Source organism: Desulfotomaculum sp. 1211_IL3151 (assembly GCF_036763075.1).
GTDB lineage: Bacteria > Bacillota > Desulfotomaculia > Desulfotomaculales > Desulfotomaculaceae > Desulfotomaculum.
The window spans coordinates 99,927-118,404 of record NZ_JBAIYV010000039.1 but is presented as its reverse complement, the minus strand read 5'-3'; the positions used below and the strand labels follow the sequence as shown (position 1 = coordinate 118,404).

The 18,478-nt window shown below is 44.4% G+C and carries 19 protein-coding genes and 1 tRNA gene; 11 read left to right on the top strand and 9 right to left on the bottom strand.

Features of this window, described 5'->3' with window-relative positions:
• Positions 1-138: 138 nt before the first annotated feature.
• Positions 139-215, bottom strand: a tRNA-Val gene (locus V6C11_RS10525).
• Between the two features lie 103 nt (positions 216-318).
• Positions 319-1,491 carry a D-alanyl-D-alanine carboxypeptidase family protein gene (locus V6C11_RS10520; protein WP_333531118.1) on the bottom strand — a complete coding sequence of 391 codons (1,173 nt, stop codon included), beginning with the start codon at positions 1,489-1,491 and terminating at the stop codon, positions 319-321.
• Between the two features lie 142 nt (positions 1,492-1,633).
• Here V6C11_RS10520 and pdaB point away from each other — a divergent pair, with 142 nt between their 5' ends.
• The 4 genes from pdaB to V6C11_RS10500 all read left to right on the top strand — a co-directional run bounded on the left by pdaB (position 1,634) and on the right by V6C11_RS10500 (position 3,954).
• Positions 1,634-2,380 carry a polysaccharide deacetylase family sporulation protein PdaB gene (gene pdaB / locus V6C11_RS10515; RefSeq protein ID WP_333531117.1) on the top strand — a complete coding sequence of 249 codons (747 nt, stop codon included), beginning with the start codon at positions 1,634-1,636 and terminating at the stop codon, positions 2,378-2,380.
• Positions 2,381-2,501: 121 nt separating this feature from the next.
• Complete coding sequence (locus V6C11_RS10510) at positions 2,502-2,726, top strand: DUF1858 domain-containing protein (RefSeq protein ID WP_333531116.1); 225 nt, start codon at positions 2,502-2,504, stop codon at positions 2,724-2,726.
• A 15-nt stretch (positions 2,727-2,741) separates the two neighbouring features.
• Positions 2,742-3,086 (top strand): cupin domain-containing protein, encoded by a 345-nt coding sequence (locus V6C11_RS10505; protein ID WP_333531115.1) that lies wholly within the window; start codon positions 2,742-2,744, stop codon positions 3,084-3,086.
• A gap of 142 nt (positions 3,087-3,228) precedes the next feature.
• Complete coding sequence (locus tag V6C11_RS10500) at positions 3,229-3,954, top strand: TVP38/TMEM64 family protein (protein ID WP_333531114.1); 726 nt, start codon at positions 3,229-3,231, stop codon at positions 3,952-3,954.
• 17 nt (positions 3,955-3,971) lie between these two features.
• Here V6C11_RS10500 and V6C11_RS10495 read toward each other — a convergent pair whose 3' ends face one another.
• Together V6C11_RS10495 and V6C11_RS10490 are read right to left on the bottom strand one after the other, a co-directional pair.
• Positions 3,972-4,583, bottom strand: a complete 612-nt coding sequence (locus tag V6C11_RS10495; RefSeq protein WP_333531113.1) for a DedA family protein — start codon at positions 4,581-4,583, stop codon at positions 3,972-3,974.
• Between the two features lie 89 nt (positions 4,584-4,672).
• Positions 4,673-6,121 (bottom strand): S41 family peptidase, encoded by a 1,449-nt coding sequence (locus V6C11_RS10490; RefSeq protein ID WP_333531112.1) that lies wholly within the window; start codon positions 6,119-6,121, stop codon positions 4,673-4,675.
• Positions 6,122-6,353: 232 nt separating this feature from the next.
• On the opposite strand from V6C11_RS10490, the gene polA reads away from it, so the two are divergent.
• From polA to V6C11_RS10455, 7 genes are all read left to right on the top strand, one after another.
• The gene (gene polA / locus V6C11_RS10485) at positions 6,354-8,999 is read left to right on the top strand and encodes a DNA polymerase I (protein WP_333531111.1); all 2,646 of its coding nucleotides are present in this window, start codon (positions 6,354-6,356) and stop codon (positions 8,997-8,999) included.
• 23 nt (positions 9,000-9,022) lie between these two features.
• The gene (mutM, locus tag V6C11_RS10480) at positions 9,023-9,856 is read left to right on the top strand and encodes a bifunctional DNA-formamidopyrimidine glycosylase/DNA-(apurinic or apyrimidinic site) lyase (RefSeq protein WP_333531110.1); all 834 of its coding nucleotides are present in this window, start codon (positions 9,023-9,025) and stop codon (positions 9,854-9,856) included.
• A 68-nt stretch (positions 9,857-9,924) separates the two neighbouring features.
• Positions 9,925-10,569 (top strand): sporulation membrane protein YtaF, encoded by a 645-nt coding sequence (ytaF, locus tag V6C11_RS10475; RefSeq protein ID WP_333531109.1) that lies wholly within the window; start codon positions 9,925-9,927, stop codon positions 10,567-10,569.
• 27 nt (positions 10,570-10,596) lie between these two features.
• Positions 10,597-11,202 carry a dephospho-CoA kinase gene (gene coaE / locus V6C11_RS10470; RefSeq protein ID WP_333531108.1) on the top strand — a complete coding sequence of 202 codons (606 nt, stop codon included), beginning with the start codon at positions 10,597-10,599 and terminating at the stop codon, positions 11,200-11,202.
• 90 nt (positions 11,203-11,292) lie between these two features.
• A complete protein-coding gene (locus V6C11_RS10465; protein ID WP_333531107.1) occupies positions 11,293-11,877 on the top strand; it encodes a lytic transglycosylase domain-containing protein in 585 nt (194 codons plus the stop codon).
• Positions 11,878-12,146: 269 nt separating this feature from the next.
• Positions 12,147-12,644 (top strand): hypothetical protein, encoded by a 498-nt coding sequence (locus tag V6C11_RS10460; RefSeq protein ID WP_333531106.1) that lies wholly within the window; start codon positions 12,147-12,149, stop codon positions 12,642-12,644.
• The gene (locus V6C11_RS10455) at positions 12,593-13,840 is read left to right on the top strand and encodes a glycosyltransferase (RefSeq protein WP_333531105.1); all 1,248 of its coding nucleotides are present in this window, start codon (positions 12,593-12,595) and stop codon (positions 13,838-13,840) included. Before V6C11_RS10460 ends, V6C11_RS10455 begins: the two co-directional genes overlap by 52 nt.
• Positions 13,841-13,986: 146 nt before the next feature.
• On the opposite strand, the gene V6C11_RS10450 is transcribed toward V6C11_RS10455, so the two are convergent.
• From V6C11_RS10450 to V6C11_RS10430, 5 genes are read right to left on the bottom strand one after another with little or no spacing between them, the layout of a single operon-like run.
• Complete coding sequence (locus V6C11_RS10450) at positions 13,987-14,550, bottom strand: TetR/AcrR family transcriptional regulator (RefSeq protein ID WP_333531104.1); 564 nt, start codon at positions 14,548-14,550, stop codon at positions 13,987-13,989.
• A gap of 17 nt (positions 14,551-14,567) precedes the next feature.
• Positions 14,568-15,677 carry an ABC transporter permease gene (locus V6C11_RS10445; protein ID WP_333531103.1) on the bottom strand — a complete coding sequence of 370 codons (1,110 nt, stop codon included), beginning with the start codon at positions 15,675-15,677 and terminating at the stop codon, positions 14,568-14,570.
• The gene (locus V6C11_RS10440; RefSeq protein ID WP_333531102.1) at positions 15,670-16,593 is read right to left on the bottom strand and encodes an ABC transporter ATP-binding protein; all 924 of its coding nucleotides are present in this window, start codon (positions 16,591-16,593) and stop codon (positions 15,670-15,672) included. Before V6C11_RS10440 ends, V6C11_RS10445 begins: the two co-directional genes overlap by 8 nt.
• Positions 16,593-17,489, bottom strand: a complete 897-nt coding sequence (locus V6C11_RS10435; protein ID WP_333531101.1) for an ABC transporter ATP-binding protein — start codon at positions 17,487-17,489, stop codon at positions 16,593-16,595. Before V6C11_RS10435 ends, V6C11_RS10440 begins: the two co-directional genes overlap by 1 nt.
• A complete protein-coding gene (locus V6C11_RS10430; protein WP_333531100.1) occupies positions 17,489-18,475 on the bottom strand; it encodes an HlyD family secretion protein in 987 nt (328 codons plus the stop codon). The genes V6C11_RS10435 and V6C11_RS10430 overlap by 1 nt, the downstream gene beginning before the upstream one ends.
• Positions 18,476-18,478 lie beyond the last annotated feature (3 nt).

Below are 18,478 nucleotides of genomic sequence, written 5' to 3'. Positions count from 1 at the left end.
TTTGTTATGCCCAAAACGGGGCTTAAATAGTGAAACTAACCTGCAAAGATGTAATGATTTTCCTGTCATGAATCAAAATGGGCGTGTCGCCCTACGTTTTCAAATAAACGTTTTGCAACACGCCCTTTATTATTGGTATGGTGGGACGTACTGGAATCGAACCAGTGACCTCTGCGATGTCAACGCAGCACTCTAGCCATCTGAGCTAACGTCCCTTAAATTTTCAAATAACCTTACGGCAATAATTAATATATACGATGATCATTGTAAAGTCAAGCATAATTTAGAGGTCAGGCTGGCCAGCCTGACCCCCAGTCTTTAATCGAAGATACGTTTATACCAGGCCAGTCGTTCAATATGCTGGTTGGCTATCAGATCCACGGTGCCAATTTCCTTATCGTTTAACACAAATACCATTTTGCCCAGCTTATCCCCCTGTTTAATCGGTGCCCTGGGTATCGGGTTTCGTGTAATTCTACTTTCTATCTTATCACTGTCCATACTGGCTACATAGGCCTCAACCCGATTGGCTGTTACCAAAGCAACCCTTGTCTCTACTCCTTCCAGTACCTGTATTTCAGATACTACCTCATCCTTTTCGATGAGAACTCTCCGCTCTACCTCATTAAAACCATATTCCAGCAGTCTAGTAGCATCATTCCAACGATTATTACTGTTAAGGATAACAACAACCAATTGTCGCCCTTCTCTGGTGGCAGAGGCTATTAAACAATTTCCTGCCCTTGGGGTTGTTCCTGTCTTTACTCCGTCAATCCCTTCAAAATCGGAATGTAACAATCGGTTGGTCGATCTTAAAGTGCGTTGTTTGGGTGGTGTTTTTTCTTCGTCCTCAGTGGTAGTTGTATCCGTGACTTTAGGCAGCCAGGTAATCGTAGCCTCCTTGGTTCGAACAAATTCGGCAAAGGTTTTATTCTTTAATGCATAACAGGTTAATGTTGCTAAATCATTGGCTGTGGTGTAATGGTTAGGATGATGAAAACCGTTTGTATTGGCAAGGCTCGTATTTTTCATGCCCAGGGCAGCAGCCTGATCATTCATCATCTTAATAAATTGATCGTGATTGCCACCAATATGCTCTCCAATGGCTACGGTTGAGTCATTTGCGGAATATAGCAGAGCCGCCTTTAATAAATCCTCCAAATATAACTTATCCCCTGTATTTAAACCAATATCTTGACCCATGGAAACACGGGCAGCCCTCTGCGGAACCGTTACAACATCCTTGAGGTTCCCTTTTTCAATGGCCACAATGGATGTCATCACCTTGGTTAAGCTTGCCGGTTCCCTTCTTTTATCCCCTTCTTTTTCGAAGTGTATTTGCCCGGTTGCCACTTCCATCAGGCAAGCAGCCGAGGCCTTAATTTGGGGCGGCTTACTTGAATCCGTTACTTCAGAGTAAGTCCTTTCGGGAAATAATAGCTGCACACTTAACAAGCATAAAATAACACTTATATATTTTTTAAAATTCACACCTCATCCTCCTCCTGCCCTATTTTGTGTCTATTGGGAATAGGTGATAACAGGAAAAAGTTACAAGATGCGGATAATTTTTAATGCTTTTCACATATTTCCCAATAAACCAAAATACTTATTAGTACAGGAGGTGTAAGTTTTGAAAGTTTTTATTTTTGATTACAGGAAGTTTAAAAAGCATGTACTTCTTTTGGGCGCCTTTATTTTTTGTGCCTGTATTTTTTCGGCGCTTCTATATCAACAACAGATATTGCCTGCCACAGCTAAGAAATATGCTATTTATAAGGTGAAAACAGACCAAAAGGTAGCCGCTCTAACCTTTGATATTAGTTGGGGAACAGAGGTTCCTGGCCCGGTTCTTGATATTTTAAAAGAGCATCATGTAAAATCTACTTTTTTCATCTCAGGACCCTGGGCTGTAAAACATCCCGAGTTTCCTAAAAGGATTGTATCCGATGGACATGAAATAGCAAGTCATGGTGAAGAACACGTCAATCTAAGTGAATATGCCAAATCGGAAGTGAAGAAAAACATTCTTACCTCTCAGGAAAAAATCAAGCAGGTTACCGGCGTCACGCCAACATTAATACGTACACCCAATGGCGATTGGAACGATATGGTGCTAACAACCGCAGAGGAACTAAATTACAAGGTGATTCAGTGGAGTGCCGATTCTCTAGATTGGAAAAAGCCTGGCGTACAGGTTATCGTAGATCGTGTATTGAAAAGGACTCAACCCGGAGCAATTATTTTGATGCATGCCAGCGATACCTGCTCGCAAACACCCGAGGCATTACCCCAGGTGTTGGAAGGTCTTAAGCAGCAGGGTTACCAATTGGTTACTGTCTCCGAGCTTTTGAAATATGGTGAGGGAACCATTGATTAAATGATGTTAGGGGGCTGAAAAAGAGCCCCCCTTCGCTTTTCTAACGCTAGCAAATAGTATATAATTTTAATAATATTTTTACTTTCCGGGTAACGTATCCAAAACAGCAAAAGGTGATGACATGAAAAAAACCGTCAGTCTTGATAAAAGTATCTATGAATTGGTACGGGAGCACCCAGAAGTAGCCAACATCATGTATGATCTTGGATTTACTGATATTGTTAAACCTGCCATGTTAAACACCGCTGGCAGAGTTATGACCATTGCCAAGGGTGCTGCCCTCAAGAAGATTAATCTGACCACTATCAAACAGACTTTTCAAGAAAAGGGTTTCGAAATTACATAATAAGGAGGAAGATTATTGTCCAGTCAGCATTTTATTAAAAATATTGAATTCTCCAAAGCCATCGAGTTAGAATCGCTGGTGGATTATCAGGAAGGCAGGGTTGTCAGCAGGACTTTAGCACAGGGAAAACACCTAAGTGTTACCCTTTTTGCCTTTGACAAAGGAGAAGAAATCAGTTCCCATTCTTCGTCAGGAGATGCGATGGTCTACATTTTAGACGGGGAATCTGAGATAACCATTGGGTCCGAAAAACATCTGTTAAAAAAAGGCGAGACCATCGTAATGCCAAATAATGTACCTCATGCTTTGATGGCCTTGGAGCGTTTTAAAATGCTTCTAATTGTTGTATTTAGCCAATAAAAGTTTGCTCCCCACGGTTCTCCAGGGGAGCATTTTTTTGGCATGAAAATAATATCTTAACTTATAAACTCTTATCTTTTCAAAATTACCGGGTTTTGGTATAGTTTACTTGCTTCATATCCTTTAAACTAGGGGATAACCTATGATAAAAAAAATTACCCTTGTAATTCTTGCTACTTCCGTCATCGCAGCAATCATCTATTTTATAGGCGTTCATACACTCCCTGCCGGAAGCGCACATTATTTTTCAGATCCAGAAAATCTGGCAGAATACCTTCGGTCCTTTGGGGCTATGACAGTGGTTGTTTGCCTTGCCTTGATGATCCTGCAAACTCTCTTTACTCCCCTACCGCTTTTTCTCTTGGCCGGTGCCAACGGTTTTATCTTTGGCGTCGCATATGGTATTTTATTGACCTTGGCAGGCTCAATGCTTGGATCTACCCTTGCGTTTTACGTAGCTCGGGGTTTCGGCAGAGGGTTCGTATCCCGCTATCTTAAAGAAAGTTACATCCATAAGGTTGACGAAATGAGTCACCGCGAAGGACCCTGGGTAGTTTTTATGGCTCGCTTAATCCCGGTAATTCCTTCCAGTATGATTAGCTATGTTGCCGGGCTTAGTAAAATGACCTTCCGAGGCTTTTTTATTGCAACCGTTGTAGGTAAAATGCCAGAAATTATCATTTATACAGCTTTAGGACATAGCTTTAGTCAAGCTGAGGGTCTGGCAACTAAAGTCACCATCCTACTCATCCTGTTAACCTTACTTGCCTGGCCTTTGTTTGCCCATAAGAGAAAAAACCGTAAAGATAATCATTTGAAAAATTTCTTCTTTAGCAAAAAACCACCGAAAATACCCCCCATTCAGTGAACGGGGGGTATTGCTTTTTAACGCTTTCTTTTTTTCCTGGAATAAAGGTAATAAATTAACAAAGCTCCCAATAAACCCGCCATTAAAAAATCCGCCCGGTGAAACCAGGGTTTTAAAGCCTGCCAATTTTGTCCCAGGGCATATCCGGCATAAACTAAAAGGATACTCCAGGGCAAAGAGCCTAAAAAAGTATAAAGAACAAACCTTTTAAAGTTCATACCTGAGATACCGGCCGGTAAGGAGATAAAGGTCCGGACAATGGGCATCAAACGGGTAAAAAACACCGTAGCCTCCCCGTATTTGCTAAACCAACGGTCTGCCAAGGCCAATTTACTTGGTGTGACGCCAAAATAACGACCATATCTTTGCAAAAAGGGTCGACCACCCCGCAGACCCAGGTAGTAGGATGCAATGGAACCGAATGTACCCCCTATGGTACCAGCCATTACCGTTTCCCAAAAACCAAGTCTCCCGGTATAAACAAGATAACCGCCAAAGGGAAGTATTACTTCACTGGGCAAGGGGATATTGGCACTTTCAATGGCCATGCCAACCCCCACCCCCCAGTAGCCAAGGGCTGCAATAATTACCGTCACTTGGTGCAGCAGAGGTTCTAAAAAATCGAGCATGATCTCCCCCCTTTGTTCCATTCCCTTTTAATTATACTTTTTGTCCCTCAAAAATATGACCGGGGTTAACAAGCCCCGGTCATCATCCTTTAATTATTGATAACGATTTCATCACCCTGAACCTGCACCTGACACTCCAATAAAGATAAATCCTTTAACGAGAGATAGGTACTGGTATCCTTTTTGAACAAGGGCTGGGTAGATTTTGGCTGGCCGTTTAACATGCTTTTACCCCCATTCGTTGGCAGCTGCCAGGTCAAATTACTGCCCGTGACCACAATCCCGTTGTTTTCCCAATGCACCTGGTAACCCAGGGCTTCCATGGTCGGGCGCAGGGGAACAAAATATTCTCCGTTTATCCTTTGTGGGCCAGGGATGGTAAAGGGTTTGTCGTTGATACTAACCCGATCATTACCATAACGAAGGGTTATTTTTTCCGGCTGCAATAACTGTATTGCCCCATGTAGTTGAAGGGCCGGTGTCACTACCGTGCGATCTGGTCTAAGACCAGTACCGTTAATTCTTCGCCCTTTGGGGGTCAAATACTCAGCGGTGGTCATTTTTAGGGCACCACCGTTACCCAAGGGAATAATGTCCTGCACCGTTCCTTTGCCATAACTGTTCGTGCCAAGCAAAGTGGCCATGCCATAATCCTGCAGGGCACCGGCCAAAATTTCTGAAGCACTGGCCGTTTCTCCATTGATTAAAACCACCAGTGGCATCTTTCGAACTACCCCTTCATATTCGGTAGAGTAGGAATCTTTTCTTTTATTACGATCCTCCGTGATAAAAATAGTCTCATCCTTACCCAGTAAATAGGCTGCAATTTCTGCTGCCGAATCCACATAACCCCCACCATTGTTACGTAAATCAATGATAAGTGATTCAGCATTTTTTTCTGTCAGCTCGATCAAGGCATTACCAAATTCCATTCCGGTATCCATACCAAAACTATCAATGGCAATGTAGCCGATTTTATTATTTATCAGCTCACTAAAAACGGTAGGCATATGGACTGTGTTACGGGTAATACTCACTTGGAAGTCTTCTTGGGCAGCCCGTTTAACCGTCAAGGTTACCGTTGTTCCCTTGGTTCCCCGCAACATGCTTACAATATCAGACAGTGACTGACCGGCAATATCTTGGCCATCCACCTGCTGGATGATATCTCCGGTTTGCAGCCCCGCCTGTTGGGCAGGAGATTGTTCCAGTAAACGAACCACCTTAGGATAGGTTCCCTGCATCTCTAACTCTGCACCGATCCCCTCAAAGTCACCATTTAGTTCATCACTAAAATGATCCAATTCACCGGGTGAAAAATAAACCGTATAGGGATCCTTCAATTGATCCAACATCCCCTTGATGCTGGCATTGGCCAACTCCGTGGTATCGGGCTTAGCTAAATGAAATTGACTTATATAACCAAAAACCTCCCCCAGAGTTGCTGCACTATTGATGGCTTCATCCTCTTGGGCATAGGCAGGCATCGTCCAAAGCAGAGAGCCAAAGGATAAAATGACTAGCAAGCGTTTTAACAAACTACCACCTCATAATATTTTAATATGGGATAATTTCGAGATACTTACATAAAATCCCTTCCCTATTTAGCTTCCACTGGTAAAATTAACATGGAGGAAGGTATTTTGCACTTTCCTGAGGAAAATACTAAAAGATGCTTAGAAAAGCTTGGCGCGAGCCTTCGCTTTTCTTATACGATCATCATTAGAATTTTTATACTTTCTGATAGTGTAAATAAGGAAGGTGCTAACTTTGTCCCTCGATACCTTGATTGTAATAGATGGCAATAGTCTGATTCACCGGGCCTTTCATGCCCTCCCGCTGCTTTCAAATAGCAAAGGGGTTATTACCAATGCCGTTTATGGTTTCACCAACATGATCACAAAGATTATTCAGGAACAAGAACCAGGCCTGGTGACGGTGGCCTTTGATAAAGGCAAAGTGACCTTTCGCAACCAGGCATATGCAGCATACAAGGGAACCCGCAAGGCCACGCCCGATGAGCTGCGTCCACAATTTATTTTAGCCCGGGACGTCCTAAAGGCTATGCGTATTCCCTATTTTGAAATGGATGGCTTCGAAGCGGATGATCTCATCGGTACCATTGTCACTCAAGCCGAAGCTGCTGGACTTAACGTGCTAATTCTTACCGGAGATCGAGATGCTTTGCAGTTGGTTTCACCTAAGACTCAGGTTATGCTGACCCGCAAGGGAATCACTGAAACAGATCTTTTTAATGAAGGAAAGGTCTGGGATAAATATGGTGTTACCCCGGAACAGATTGTTGATTTGAAAGGTCTGCAGGGGGATACCTCGGACAATATTCCCGGGGTGGCTGGCATTGGCGAAAAAACCGCCAGTGCCTTGATTAAAGAATATGGCTCCATCGAAAATATCATCAAAAACATAGACAACCTCTCCCCCAGACATCAAAAGTTACTGCGGGGAAGTGAGGAGATTGCACTTTTATCCAAAAAACTAGCAACCATCATTCGTGATGTGCCCATGGATTTGGATTTATCTGCTTGCTCCTGGCGTGGACCAGATAGTGTTAAACTTTTGGAGATTTTTCAAGAACTTGAATTTAAGACTTTAATCAAACAACTTACTACCCCCAAAGTATCTAAAACAGCTAAGGGCCAGCAGGAGTCGGCTGATTTGCCGCCGTTGCAAACTTACCAGGTGGGTTATCGCAACGCCAAGGATCAGGATGACCTGGATGAACTCTTAATTGAGGTGACCAAACAGGGAAAAGTGGCTATTTTCTTAGATGGACAACCGAAAAATGGCATTGAAGCTGCTTACCTTGCCCTGGCCGACCAAGACGTCTATCGATTGGTTATCGAAACCAATTCTGTTTCAGACCCCTGCCTTACGGTACTTAAAGCAATATGTGAATGTGAAACCGTAAAGAAATACTTCCATGATGCCAAGCAAGCCCTCTGGTTGCTGCAGCACCATGGTATTGAACTAAAAGCCTTGGCCGCAGACACCATGGTGTCTGCCTATCTGCTTAACCCCACAGCGGCCACCTACGATATCAATGATATTGCATTGGAGCATCTGGGGATGGTACTTCCCGCCGAGGGGGAAACTGCAAAGGCAGCCAGGGCCGAGGCCATTCGACTGCTGGCCCAGAAATTATATGATAAACTGGCGGAACGTCAGGAAGACAGACTGCTTGCCGAAGTGGAATTGCCTTTGGTACGTATCTTGGCAGAAATGGAGATCGCCGGGGTAGCCGTTGACAAACAAGGATTAAAGGAAATGTCCACGGAGTTGAAGGAAATAACAGAAAAACTAACCGCCCAAATACATGAACTGGCTGGGGAAACCTTTAATGTTAATTCAACCAAACAGCTTGCCACCATTCTTTTTGATAAACTCAAATTGCCAGTCTTAAAAAAGACCAAGACCGGTTACTCCACCGATGCAGAGGTACTGGAAAAACTAGCCGAAGAGCACGCCATCGTGGCGCTGCTGCTGGAATACCGACAACTGGCCAAATTAAAATCCACCTATGCCGATGGTTTAGCAGCCTTGATAGACCAGGTTAGTGGACGGTTGCATTCAACCTTTCACCAAACAGTTACGGCCACCGGCCGATTATCCAGCGCGGAACCAAATTTACAAAACATTCCCATACGGCTGGAAACTGGCAGAAAAATTCGCAAGGTGTTTATTCCCCGTCAAAAGGGTAACCTACTATTAACTGCGGATTATTCACAAATAGAATTAAGGGTCCTGGCCCATATGTCCCAGGATAAAAGCTTTCTGGATGCCTTTCGCCTGGGGCAAGATATTCATACGCGAACCGCTTCGGAGGTCTTTGGCATACCCATGGAACTCGTAACCTCCGACATGCGTGGTAAAGCCAAGGCCGTAAACTTCGGCATTGTTTATGGCATCAGTGATTTTGGCTTGGCCAGAGACTTAAAGGTTAGCCGAAACGAGGCCAGGGGCTATATCGAGCACTATTTTGCCCGTTGCCCCGGTGTCAGGCAATATATTGACCGGGTCATCAAGGAAGCTAAGGAAACCGGCTATGTCAGCACACTTTTAAATCGACGCCGTTACCTGCCGGAGCTTTTTAGCAAAAATTTTAATATCCGTCACTTTGGCGAAAGAGCGGCCATGAATACACCCATCCAAGGCACCGCTGCGGATATCATAAAGCTGGCCATGGTTAAAATACATCGGGAATTAAAGGCCCAGCAATTTTCTTCACAAATGGTATTACAAGTACACGACGAATTGATTTTTGATGCCCCGGAAAACGAAATTGAACCTCTCATTAAATTAGTTCGCCAATGTATGGAAAATGCCTTAACCCTTGATGTCCCCCTGGTTGTGGATATCAAGCTTGGCTCCAATTGGTACGAAGCAAAACCCATTTAATCCTCTGTCCTGGAGGTGGACAAATGCCTGAATTGCCAGAGGTAGAAACTGTCGTTCGATCCTTAGAAAAACATTTAGCGGGACTTACCATCACGGACGTGGATCTGCTAAAGGAAGAAGTAATCCGTTCACCCCGAACTGAAATTTTTTTGGAACAAGTTATTGGCAGGAAGTTCCAAAAGGCACTAGGCCGTCGGGGTAAATACATGCTCATCCATTTAAGCGACGGTTTAACACTGGTTGTTCATCTTAGAATGACCGGTAAATTAGTTTATTGTGATGCTGAATTACCGAAGGAAAAACATACCCACGTAATTTTTCATTTGGATGATGGTAAACATTTAAGATTTGCCGATGTGAGACGTTTTGGGCGCATCAGTCTCGTGCCTACCACCGAAATAGACATGATGCCCGGCCTCAGGGAAATGGGCCCTGAGCCTTTGGCGAATGAATTTAGCAGGGAATATTTAAAGAAAGAACTGCGTCGTAGAAGAACTCGTATTAAACCCTTGCTGCTGGATCAGTGTTTTGTTGCCGGTTTAGGCAATATCTATGTAGATGAGGCTTTGCATCGGGCAAAGATCCATCCCGAACGTTTAGCACCGGATTTAACCACCAGGGAAGCCTCTGGTCTGCACAAGGCCATTGTGGAAGTTATTTCGGACGGCATACAGCACCGGGGCACCAGCTTTCGGGATTATGTTGACGGGGAAGGTCGTTCCGGCAGCTTTCAGAAACATTTAAGAGTTTATAACCGCGAAGAGCTTCCTTGCTTCAACTGTGGTAAACCGATTCGCCGCATTAAGGTGTCTGGCAGGAGTTCTTATTACTGCCCATCCTGCCAAAAAGCCAAATAGTAGCACGCACCCCTTTTTATGCCCCCTCATAGTCTGTAAGTGAAAGATAATTGACTGGGGGGGAAGTCATGGAATTGCTCGCTTTGGTTGCCTTTGCCCTGGCCCTAAACATGGATGCCCTGGGCACTGGGGTAGCCTATGGGATACGAAAAATTCGTATTCCATTTTTGTCACTGCTAATTATTAGCGGTATGTCTGTAATAACCATTGTTTTTTCAATGTCCGCAGGACAAATGGTCTCACAATTAATTTCACCAACCTTTGCCCACAGACTGGGTGGTATACTTTTGTTATTGGTTGGAGTTTGGATTCTCATTCAATCTGTCAAGGATACCAAACAACAGAGTACCGATGATTTATCTGATCTTGAACGAACGGTAATGCGAATCCGTATTAAATCATTGGGTTTAGTAATTCAAATTTTGCGAGAGCCTGCCAAGGCTGACCTGGATAAATCCGGTGTCATTTCCTCCCGCGAAGCCTTGCTCTTAGGTCTTGCTTTGTCTATGGACGCCTTTGGTGCAGGCTTTGCAGTATCCATGTTTGGTTTTAGTATCCCTTTAACAGCCACAGTGGTGGGCTTGGGACACATTTTACTAACCTATTGCGGTTTAATAATAGGAAAATATTGCGCCTGCAGTTCCCTGGGTCGTCAACTGGCAATGCTGCCTGGCTGCATCCTAATTATTTTAGGTATCTTTAAAATTAAATGATTCTTGTCAGTTAAGGAGTTGTGGTTTATGATTATTGGGTTAACCGGCAATATTGCCAGTGGCAAGAGTACAGTGGGCAGATATTTACAAAGTTTAGGTGCCAAAGTGATTGATACCGACCGGATAGCTCGAGAAATTGTTTTACCAAACACCCCGGCCCTAAAGGAGATTGTTTCCTCCTTTGGGTCGGGTGTTTTAAATGAGGATCTAACATTAGATAGGGAAAAATTAGCGGCCATTGTATTTAATGACCCTCAGGCCAGAAAAAAATTAGAACACATTACCCATCCCCGTATTGAGGAAGAAATAAGACGACAAATTAAATATTTTTCCCGGGTCGACCCCTCTTCGGTGATTATTCTGGAGGTGCCCCTCCTCATCGAAGTGGGCTGGCACAAATGGGTGGATCAGGTTTGGTTAGTGACAGTTGACGAAGGGGTACAAATCGATCGTCTAATACAAAGGGACGAGCTTTCCCTGGAGCAAGCAAAGGGGCGCATTGCCAGCCAAATGCCTCAGCAAGAAAAAATGAAACATGCGGATGTCATTATTAATAACTCGAATTCACCAGAGCGGGTAAAAGAAAAAATAAAAGCTCTATGGGACAATTTAGTAGGTTTTAATCATTATTAACCATTTACTGGTATATAATTAGTATAGCCTTCCGCTTTAAAAGCTTTGGGAGATGGCCCAAGGCCATCAATAATTGCAGGAGTGATCAAGGTGATTTTACGACGCAAAAAAAGAAAGGGAATAAAAAGACGACTCCTGCTGCTGGCCTTACTGTTGCTGTTGTGGTTTAGTCACAAAGAAATCGGACGTTCGTGGTACCCCTTTGAGCATCAGGAATTGATTTATCATTACTCGGAGGTCAATCAGCTAGACCCCTTACTGGTCGTGTCGGTTATCAAGACGGAAAGTAATTTTAATTCCCAAGCTACTTCCCCCAAGGGTGCCCGGGGACTTATGCAGATTATGCCAAGCACGGCCAATTGGATATCGCAACAAATTAGCAAAGAACCCTTGCAACCTGAGGAACTTTTCAACCCGGAAACCAATATTCGTCTCGGCACCTGGTATCTGGCCGATTTATTTGAAGGCTTTAAAAATGACCCAGTTTTAGTTATTGCCGCCTATAATGCCGGGCGAGGCAACGTAACACGCTGGCTAAATGAACAGCATTGGACCGGCGAAAGAAAGACCATCGACCAGATCCCCTTCATGGAAACCAGACAATATATCCGGCGGGTACAATGGAACCAGAAGATGTATTATTATTTGTATGATACGAAGCAACAAACAAGCTGATCGTTACAGGGGTGCTTGCGCCATTTGAACTAAATACCAAAAAATTTGGCAGGTCTGTTTAGCAAAACAGGCCTGCTTTTTATTCTATTGGAAATTATGCTTTCTTGAACCGATAACTTTGTCATCCTTCACTAACGCTCAGGATGACATACCAATTTAATCACTCCTCGGACGAATTGTTTCCCTTTTTTGGCAGATCTTAACTGACGAAAAACAGCATAAATAAATGTATAATTGACATATATACTGGACTTACACGGAGAAAACAGATGAAAAAACTCTTTATCCTAGCAAAAAAAATATTTAACCGAAGAACGATCTCAACCTTCATTGCCTGGGCGTTTTTTATTAGTTTGGTGGGCTGGGTCTGGGTTGCCCTGGGTTGGTGGTTGCTTGGTAAGCTGTGGTGGCATGAGTTAGTTGTTCCCCGCAGTGTTTTATCAACTGTACAGGCCATGCTCTTAATAACAGTTTGGTCCAGTATGGTTCTTGGTTTCTTTATTTTCTGGGCCCGTTATAACTATAAAAGGTATTTTATCAAAGACAAACGACAGTACAGGCCACTCGAAACCCAGTCACCTGCCTTAAATTGGCAGGAAAGAGTCTTTGATCCGAGTATTCGTCATCAGCCGTCAGCCCTCAGTTTAAGGAAGGATAGCCCTTTAACTTGCCGGTGGCTGATGGCTAAAACTGCCCCGGAAAGGAGCATAAACCTTTGCAGAATATTCTCTACTCCATTGGCTACTTCACATTCCTCTATCCAGTGATCATGAGTGTTATCTGGATTGTCGGGGGTTTATTTTTTTGGTGGTATAAGGAGAGGAAAAAACAAAGGATAAAATTCCCTGGGGATTGGCCAGCGGTAACCCTCCTGGTTCCTTGCCACAACGAAGCAGTCAGCCTGGATGCCACCTGTGATGCTTTGAGCAGGCTAAGTTACCCAGACCTTCGGGTCGTTTTTATTGACGATGCCTCCACCGACAATACGGCTGACCTAATCCGTAAATGGCTGCCCAAAGTTCCCTTTTTCCATCTTTTGCGTTTAACAAACAACCAGGGTAAAGCGATGGCATTAAACTGTGGCTTACAAGGGGCTGTTCACACACCAATAACGGTCATTATTGATGCGGATACTTTGATTACTACAGATACCATAAAATGGCTAGTGGCTCCCTTTACTTACAGGCCCCGTTTAGGTGCTGTAACAGGAAATCCCCTGGTATATAATCGTGATAATTCACTGGAGAATCTTCAGACAGCGGAATTTGCTTCAATTCTAGGGCTAATTAAGCGTTCCCAACGTTCCCTGGGTCGGGTGCTGACGATATCTGGTTGTCTTACTGCCTTTCGTACCGATGTACTAAAGGAAATTGGCGGTTTTTCCTCCCGTTCCGCCACCGAGGACATCGATATTACCTGGTCTATTCAAAAAAGCTTTTACGAGGTTTGGTTTGAACCCCGGGCCGTGGGTTATATCCAGGCTCCTAGAACATTTAAGGAATTTTGGAAGCAACGGTGCCGCTGGGCATTAGGGGGGTGGCATCTCTTACGAAGCCACAAAAATATCTTTAGCCGTTGGTACTGGCGAAGACTCTGGCCAGTCTATTTAGATTTTGTCATTAGTTATGTCTGGTCCTTTTGCCTGGTGCTGGGCACACTTCTTTGGCTTATTACTTTTTTAATAGGTATAGAACCCCTCGGCTTGTCCCCTTTTCCCGCCTGGTATGGTGCTGTGATCAGTTTTATTTGTTTAGTCCAATTTGCTGCTGCACTATTGACAAATCACCAGTATGATAGCAAGCTTTACCATAGCTTTTTCTGGGTTCCCTGGTATCCGTTATTCTACTTTTCCATCGGTGCCTTAACCGTGGTATGGACAAGCTACCGGGGACTCTTCGGAAAGCTTGAATCAGCCGGCAAATGGAAAAGCCCGGCCAGAAATTCTCTGCCGGGCTCCTGGTAAATTGAATTAGCTTCTTGGCAAACTCAAAATACTAGGATAAAGCGGCCCTGGCCCCACTTCTATGGTAGAAATGATTCGATTGGTGGTGGTAAGCCTACCGCCATCTTCATTTTTAAACAAGTAAGGGAACGGTCGAGGCCGTTCCCTTACTTATTCGATACAATTCCGTATAAAAAGGTGTTCAGTACAGTTGTAAAGGCTTCTTCAATGGTTAGGTTATTTTCAACCACAAAGGTTGGGTTCACCACTGCCCGGACCGTTGCTAGGAGAGATGCCGTGACGATGGTAGGATTTATTTCTTTGAAATATCCTTCTTTACTTCCCTCAAGCATGATTTGAATCAGGTACTTAATTTTTTCCGCTCGAAACTGCTCCACTTGTTCCCAAATATCCGGATAATGCCGCTGTAATTCACTTAAAACCCTGGGTGATAGAACTCGTAGACGTTCAGAAATCAGTTTAACAAAAAGGGTGATTTTTTCAATGGGATTTACTGCACTTTGCAGTACGCAAAACACTTCTTGTTCTACATCAGCCATAAATTGCTGCATCACCGCCGCGATGATTTCTTCCTTGCTCTTAAAATAACGATAAATCGTACGCTTACTCATATTATTACGGGCTGCCAGTTCATCCACCGTGGCCCCGTAAAAACCCTTTTCTTCTGCCAATTCCCTGAAAAGGACAATAATCTTCTCCCTTGTACCCATCCAATCCCCCCGCACTACTAAACAATCTTCTTCTTAAATTTCAGGATACTTGCTGTCATCAGTATTACTGTAAAGATAAGCAAGGAAAACACCTGCGGAACCAAATAAGAAAAACCAATGCCCTTTAAAACAATTCCCCTGATGATGGTAAGGTAATAAGTAAGGGGAATGATGTTGCTGAGATATTGAATGAAAACAGGCATGGCCTCCCGGGGAAACATGAAACCAGATAGCAAAATACTGGGCAGCAGAACAAAAAAGGACATTTGCATGGCCTGCATCTGAGTCTTGGCAATATTGGAGATAAAAACACCAAGCCCCAGGGAAGCTGTAATAAAGAACAGCGTTAATAGGTAAAGCTGCAATAGGCTGCCCCGAATAGGGACGCCGAAAACCACAACCCCTACTAGCAAGGCCACGGTAATTTGCAGGTAACCTAAAGCAATGTAGGGAATGATTTTGCCAATCATCAATTCATAGGATTTAATGGGCGTGACCATCAGCTGCTCCAGTGTCCCTCGCTCCCTCTCACGGACAATGCCCATGGAGGTCATCATAACCATGGTCATTGTAACAATAATGCCTAGAATGGCTGGTACCATATAGTAGGCAGTAATGCCATCCGGATTATACCAGGGCCTTACCCGAATGTCATAGGCAGGCTGCATATGACCCATTTTTTCGATGAGGATTTTTTGGGACTCCATCAGACTAATGGCATTGGCTGTGGCAATGGCCGAATTGGAAACCATACTATCCGTGGCATCCACCAACACCTGTACCTGTGCCGCTGCCCCTTTCCTGACGTTTTTTGCATAATCCGGCGGAAAGATCACCCCAACCTTAACGACACCCTGGTCAATCATCTGAGTCACTTTGTCATAGCTGCCGGCCACCTGGGTAACCTCAAAGTATCCCGAAGCCTGAAAGGACTCTAAAAGTTTCCTGCTTTCAGGCGATAAGGATTGATCAAAAACCACCGTGGGTATATGCTTGACTTCGGTTTGAATGGCGTAACCAAAGAGCAGTAACTGTACCAGGGGAAGCATAAAAATTAGACCAATGGTAAGCCGATCTCTTTTCATTTGTAAAAATTCCTTATACAAAATGGCTAATATCCTACTCAATGGCCTTCCCCTCCCTTCTTTGACCGGCCAAAGCGATAAAAACATCCTCTAAGGACGGCGTAATCTTCCTGACTATACCGGCTGTATACTCTTGCAGCTGCGGTATATGCTCCTCTGTACGGAGCAGTACATGCAAAAGAGAACCATGCACAGAACATTCCTTTACATAGGTAAGTTCCTCAATGGCCTGCAGCTTATCCATGGGATTTTCCACAGCCACTTCCACCATGACCCCCTCCAACACATGCTGACGTAAATGATCGGGTGTGTCGTTGGCGATTAACTGTCCCTCGGAAATAAAGGCAATATTGCTGCAGCGTTCCGCTTCGTCCATGAAGTGTGTTGTGACCATCACAGTGGTTCCCTCATTGGCCAACCGTTGAATGGTATTAAAGAACATCTTACGACTGGTGGGACTGATGCCGCTGGTGGGCTCGTCCAGAAATAAGATGGCTGGTTTGGCCAAAATGGCACAGCCCAAGGCCAAACGCTGCTTCCAACCAATGCTTAGATTCGCAACCAATTCTTTTTCTCTGCCTCTTAAATTAGCCATTTCTATCATCTCTTGAATTCTGACGCTCCGTTGCCGATAGGGCACACTATACAAACCAGCATAAAAATGCAGGTTTTCCTGAACGGTTAAATCATCATATAGGCTGAATTTTTGAGACATGTAGCCAATACGGCTTTTAATTTTCTCTGCCTCCTGGGTTAAATCATGGCCCAATACTCTGCCACTGCCCGAGGTTGGTTCCAAAATACCACACAACATCCTTATGGTGGTGGACTTACCGGAACCATTGGGACCCAGAAAACCATAAATTTCACCAGGACGTATCTGAATGGTTAACCTGTCAACCGCGATAAAGCTGCCAAATTTCCTTGTTAATTCAAAGGTTTCCACCGCATAGGCCATTAAACCACCCCCTCCTCCATGGACACAAAGACATTCTCCATGGTCGGTGCCACCTCACCGATGGACTCCAAAGAAATAGCACGTGCCGTCAGGAAGGAACGAATCTCACTAACGGCCATGGCTGCATCCTCAACCACAACCTGGTATTTATAACCATAAAAATTGGCATCTAAAACATACTTAAAATCCTTAAAGAGTTCCGGCTCACGGCTGGCGGCCTTTATCTCCAGTACTTTATAGGGAAAGTTTGCCTTTAGGTTGGACGGTGTATCCACTGCGGCCAGTCGTCCATTATTCATAAAACCCACCCTTTGACAAAGCTCTGCCTCATCCATATAGGGGGTGGAAACTAAAATAGTCATGCCGGACTTGTTTAGCCGATAAAGGATTTTCCAAAATTCCTTTCTTGATTCTGGGTCAACCCCATAGGTTGGTTCATCCAGAACCAGCAGACTTGGTTGGGAAATCAAGGCGCAGGTTAAAGCTAATTTTTGTTTCATCCCGCCGGAAAGCTGATCTGCCAGTCTTGTTTTAAATGAAAGGAGGTTCGTCAGTTGCAAAATTTCTTCCGATCTCTGACCAATGGTTTGTTGCTTGAGCCCATACATAGAACCAAAAAAATTAATGTTTTCCATTATCGAAAGATCACCATACAGGCTAAATTTTTGGGGCATATAACCAAATGCCCCTCGCTCTGGGGTAGGTTCCGGCAAGGATAACACCACACTGCCACTGTCCGGTGTAATAAGACCGCAAATCATCCGAATTAAGGTGGATTTACCTGCACCGTCGGGACCCACCAGGCCAAATATTTCTCCGCCCTGAACCTCCAGTGATACCTTTGCCACAGCTTGGTTCGAACCAAATGTTTTACTTAATTCCCTAATGCTTATCATTACTCCACCCCACTGTTGAAAACCACATCAGCAGGCATACCAGGTTTTAGGGTTTCAGACGGTTCACTAACTCGGATTTTCACACCATAGACAATATTGGTTCGCTCCTTGGCGGTTTGAATTGTTTTGGGGGTATATTCCCCCTGGGAGGCAATTTCTTCAATGACACCCTGATACTTTTCACTGCTGCCACTGACCGTAAAATAAATCCTTTGACCTAGTTTAATTTTAGGCAGATCATCGGTGGGCAGATACACCCTTAGCCACATGTCTTTTAAATCCGCCACAGTGACCAGGGATGCCCCGGCTTGCACAAATTCCCCCGGCTCCCGGTTCCTTGATAATACCGTCCCATTAATGGGAGAAAAAACCTTCGTATCTGCCAGTAATGCTTCGGAGGCCTTTAATACTGCCTGGGAGCGTTCCAATTCCACTTGGGCAGCTTTCACTGTTTCTGGTCGGTTACCAGCTTCCAGTAGACTTAATTTCGCCTTGGCTGAGGCCAATTGATTTTCTTTGATCACCAGATCCGTTTGCAGCTTTTCCAGTTGTTCTTGAGGCAGGGCAGCTTCCTGCCACAGAACCTCCCCCCTTTGATGATCAAGCACGGCCTTGTCATAGGCAGCCTGAGCGATTTTAACGTAGGAGGCAGCTTCATTTATCTCCTGCTCCCTGGCTCCGGAGGTAAGATCCTTTAATTGGGCTTCACTCTTGAGCACTCCCAATGAGTCCCTCTCCCTTTGAGCAATCAGGTCATTTCTGATGATTTGACTAATTAACTGTCCTTTTAAAACCCTTTCCCCGGCATCAACCGATAGAGTTCCAATGGTACCGGGGAGCTTGGCACTCAGTTCCACCTTGGTTACCTCTAGGGTACCGCTGGCTGTAAGCGCAGCATCCCCGGGGGTTTTCCAATATTGATAACCCAAGAATGCTGCTAACCCCAATAAAGCTGCTAGAATAACCGCAATAGGCCTTTTCTTCATAAA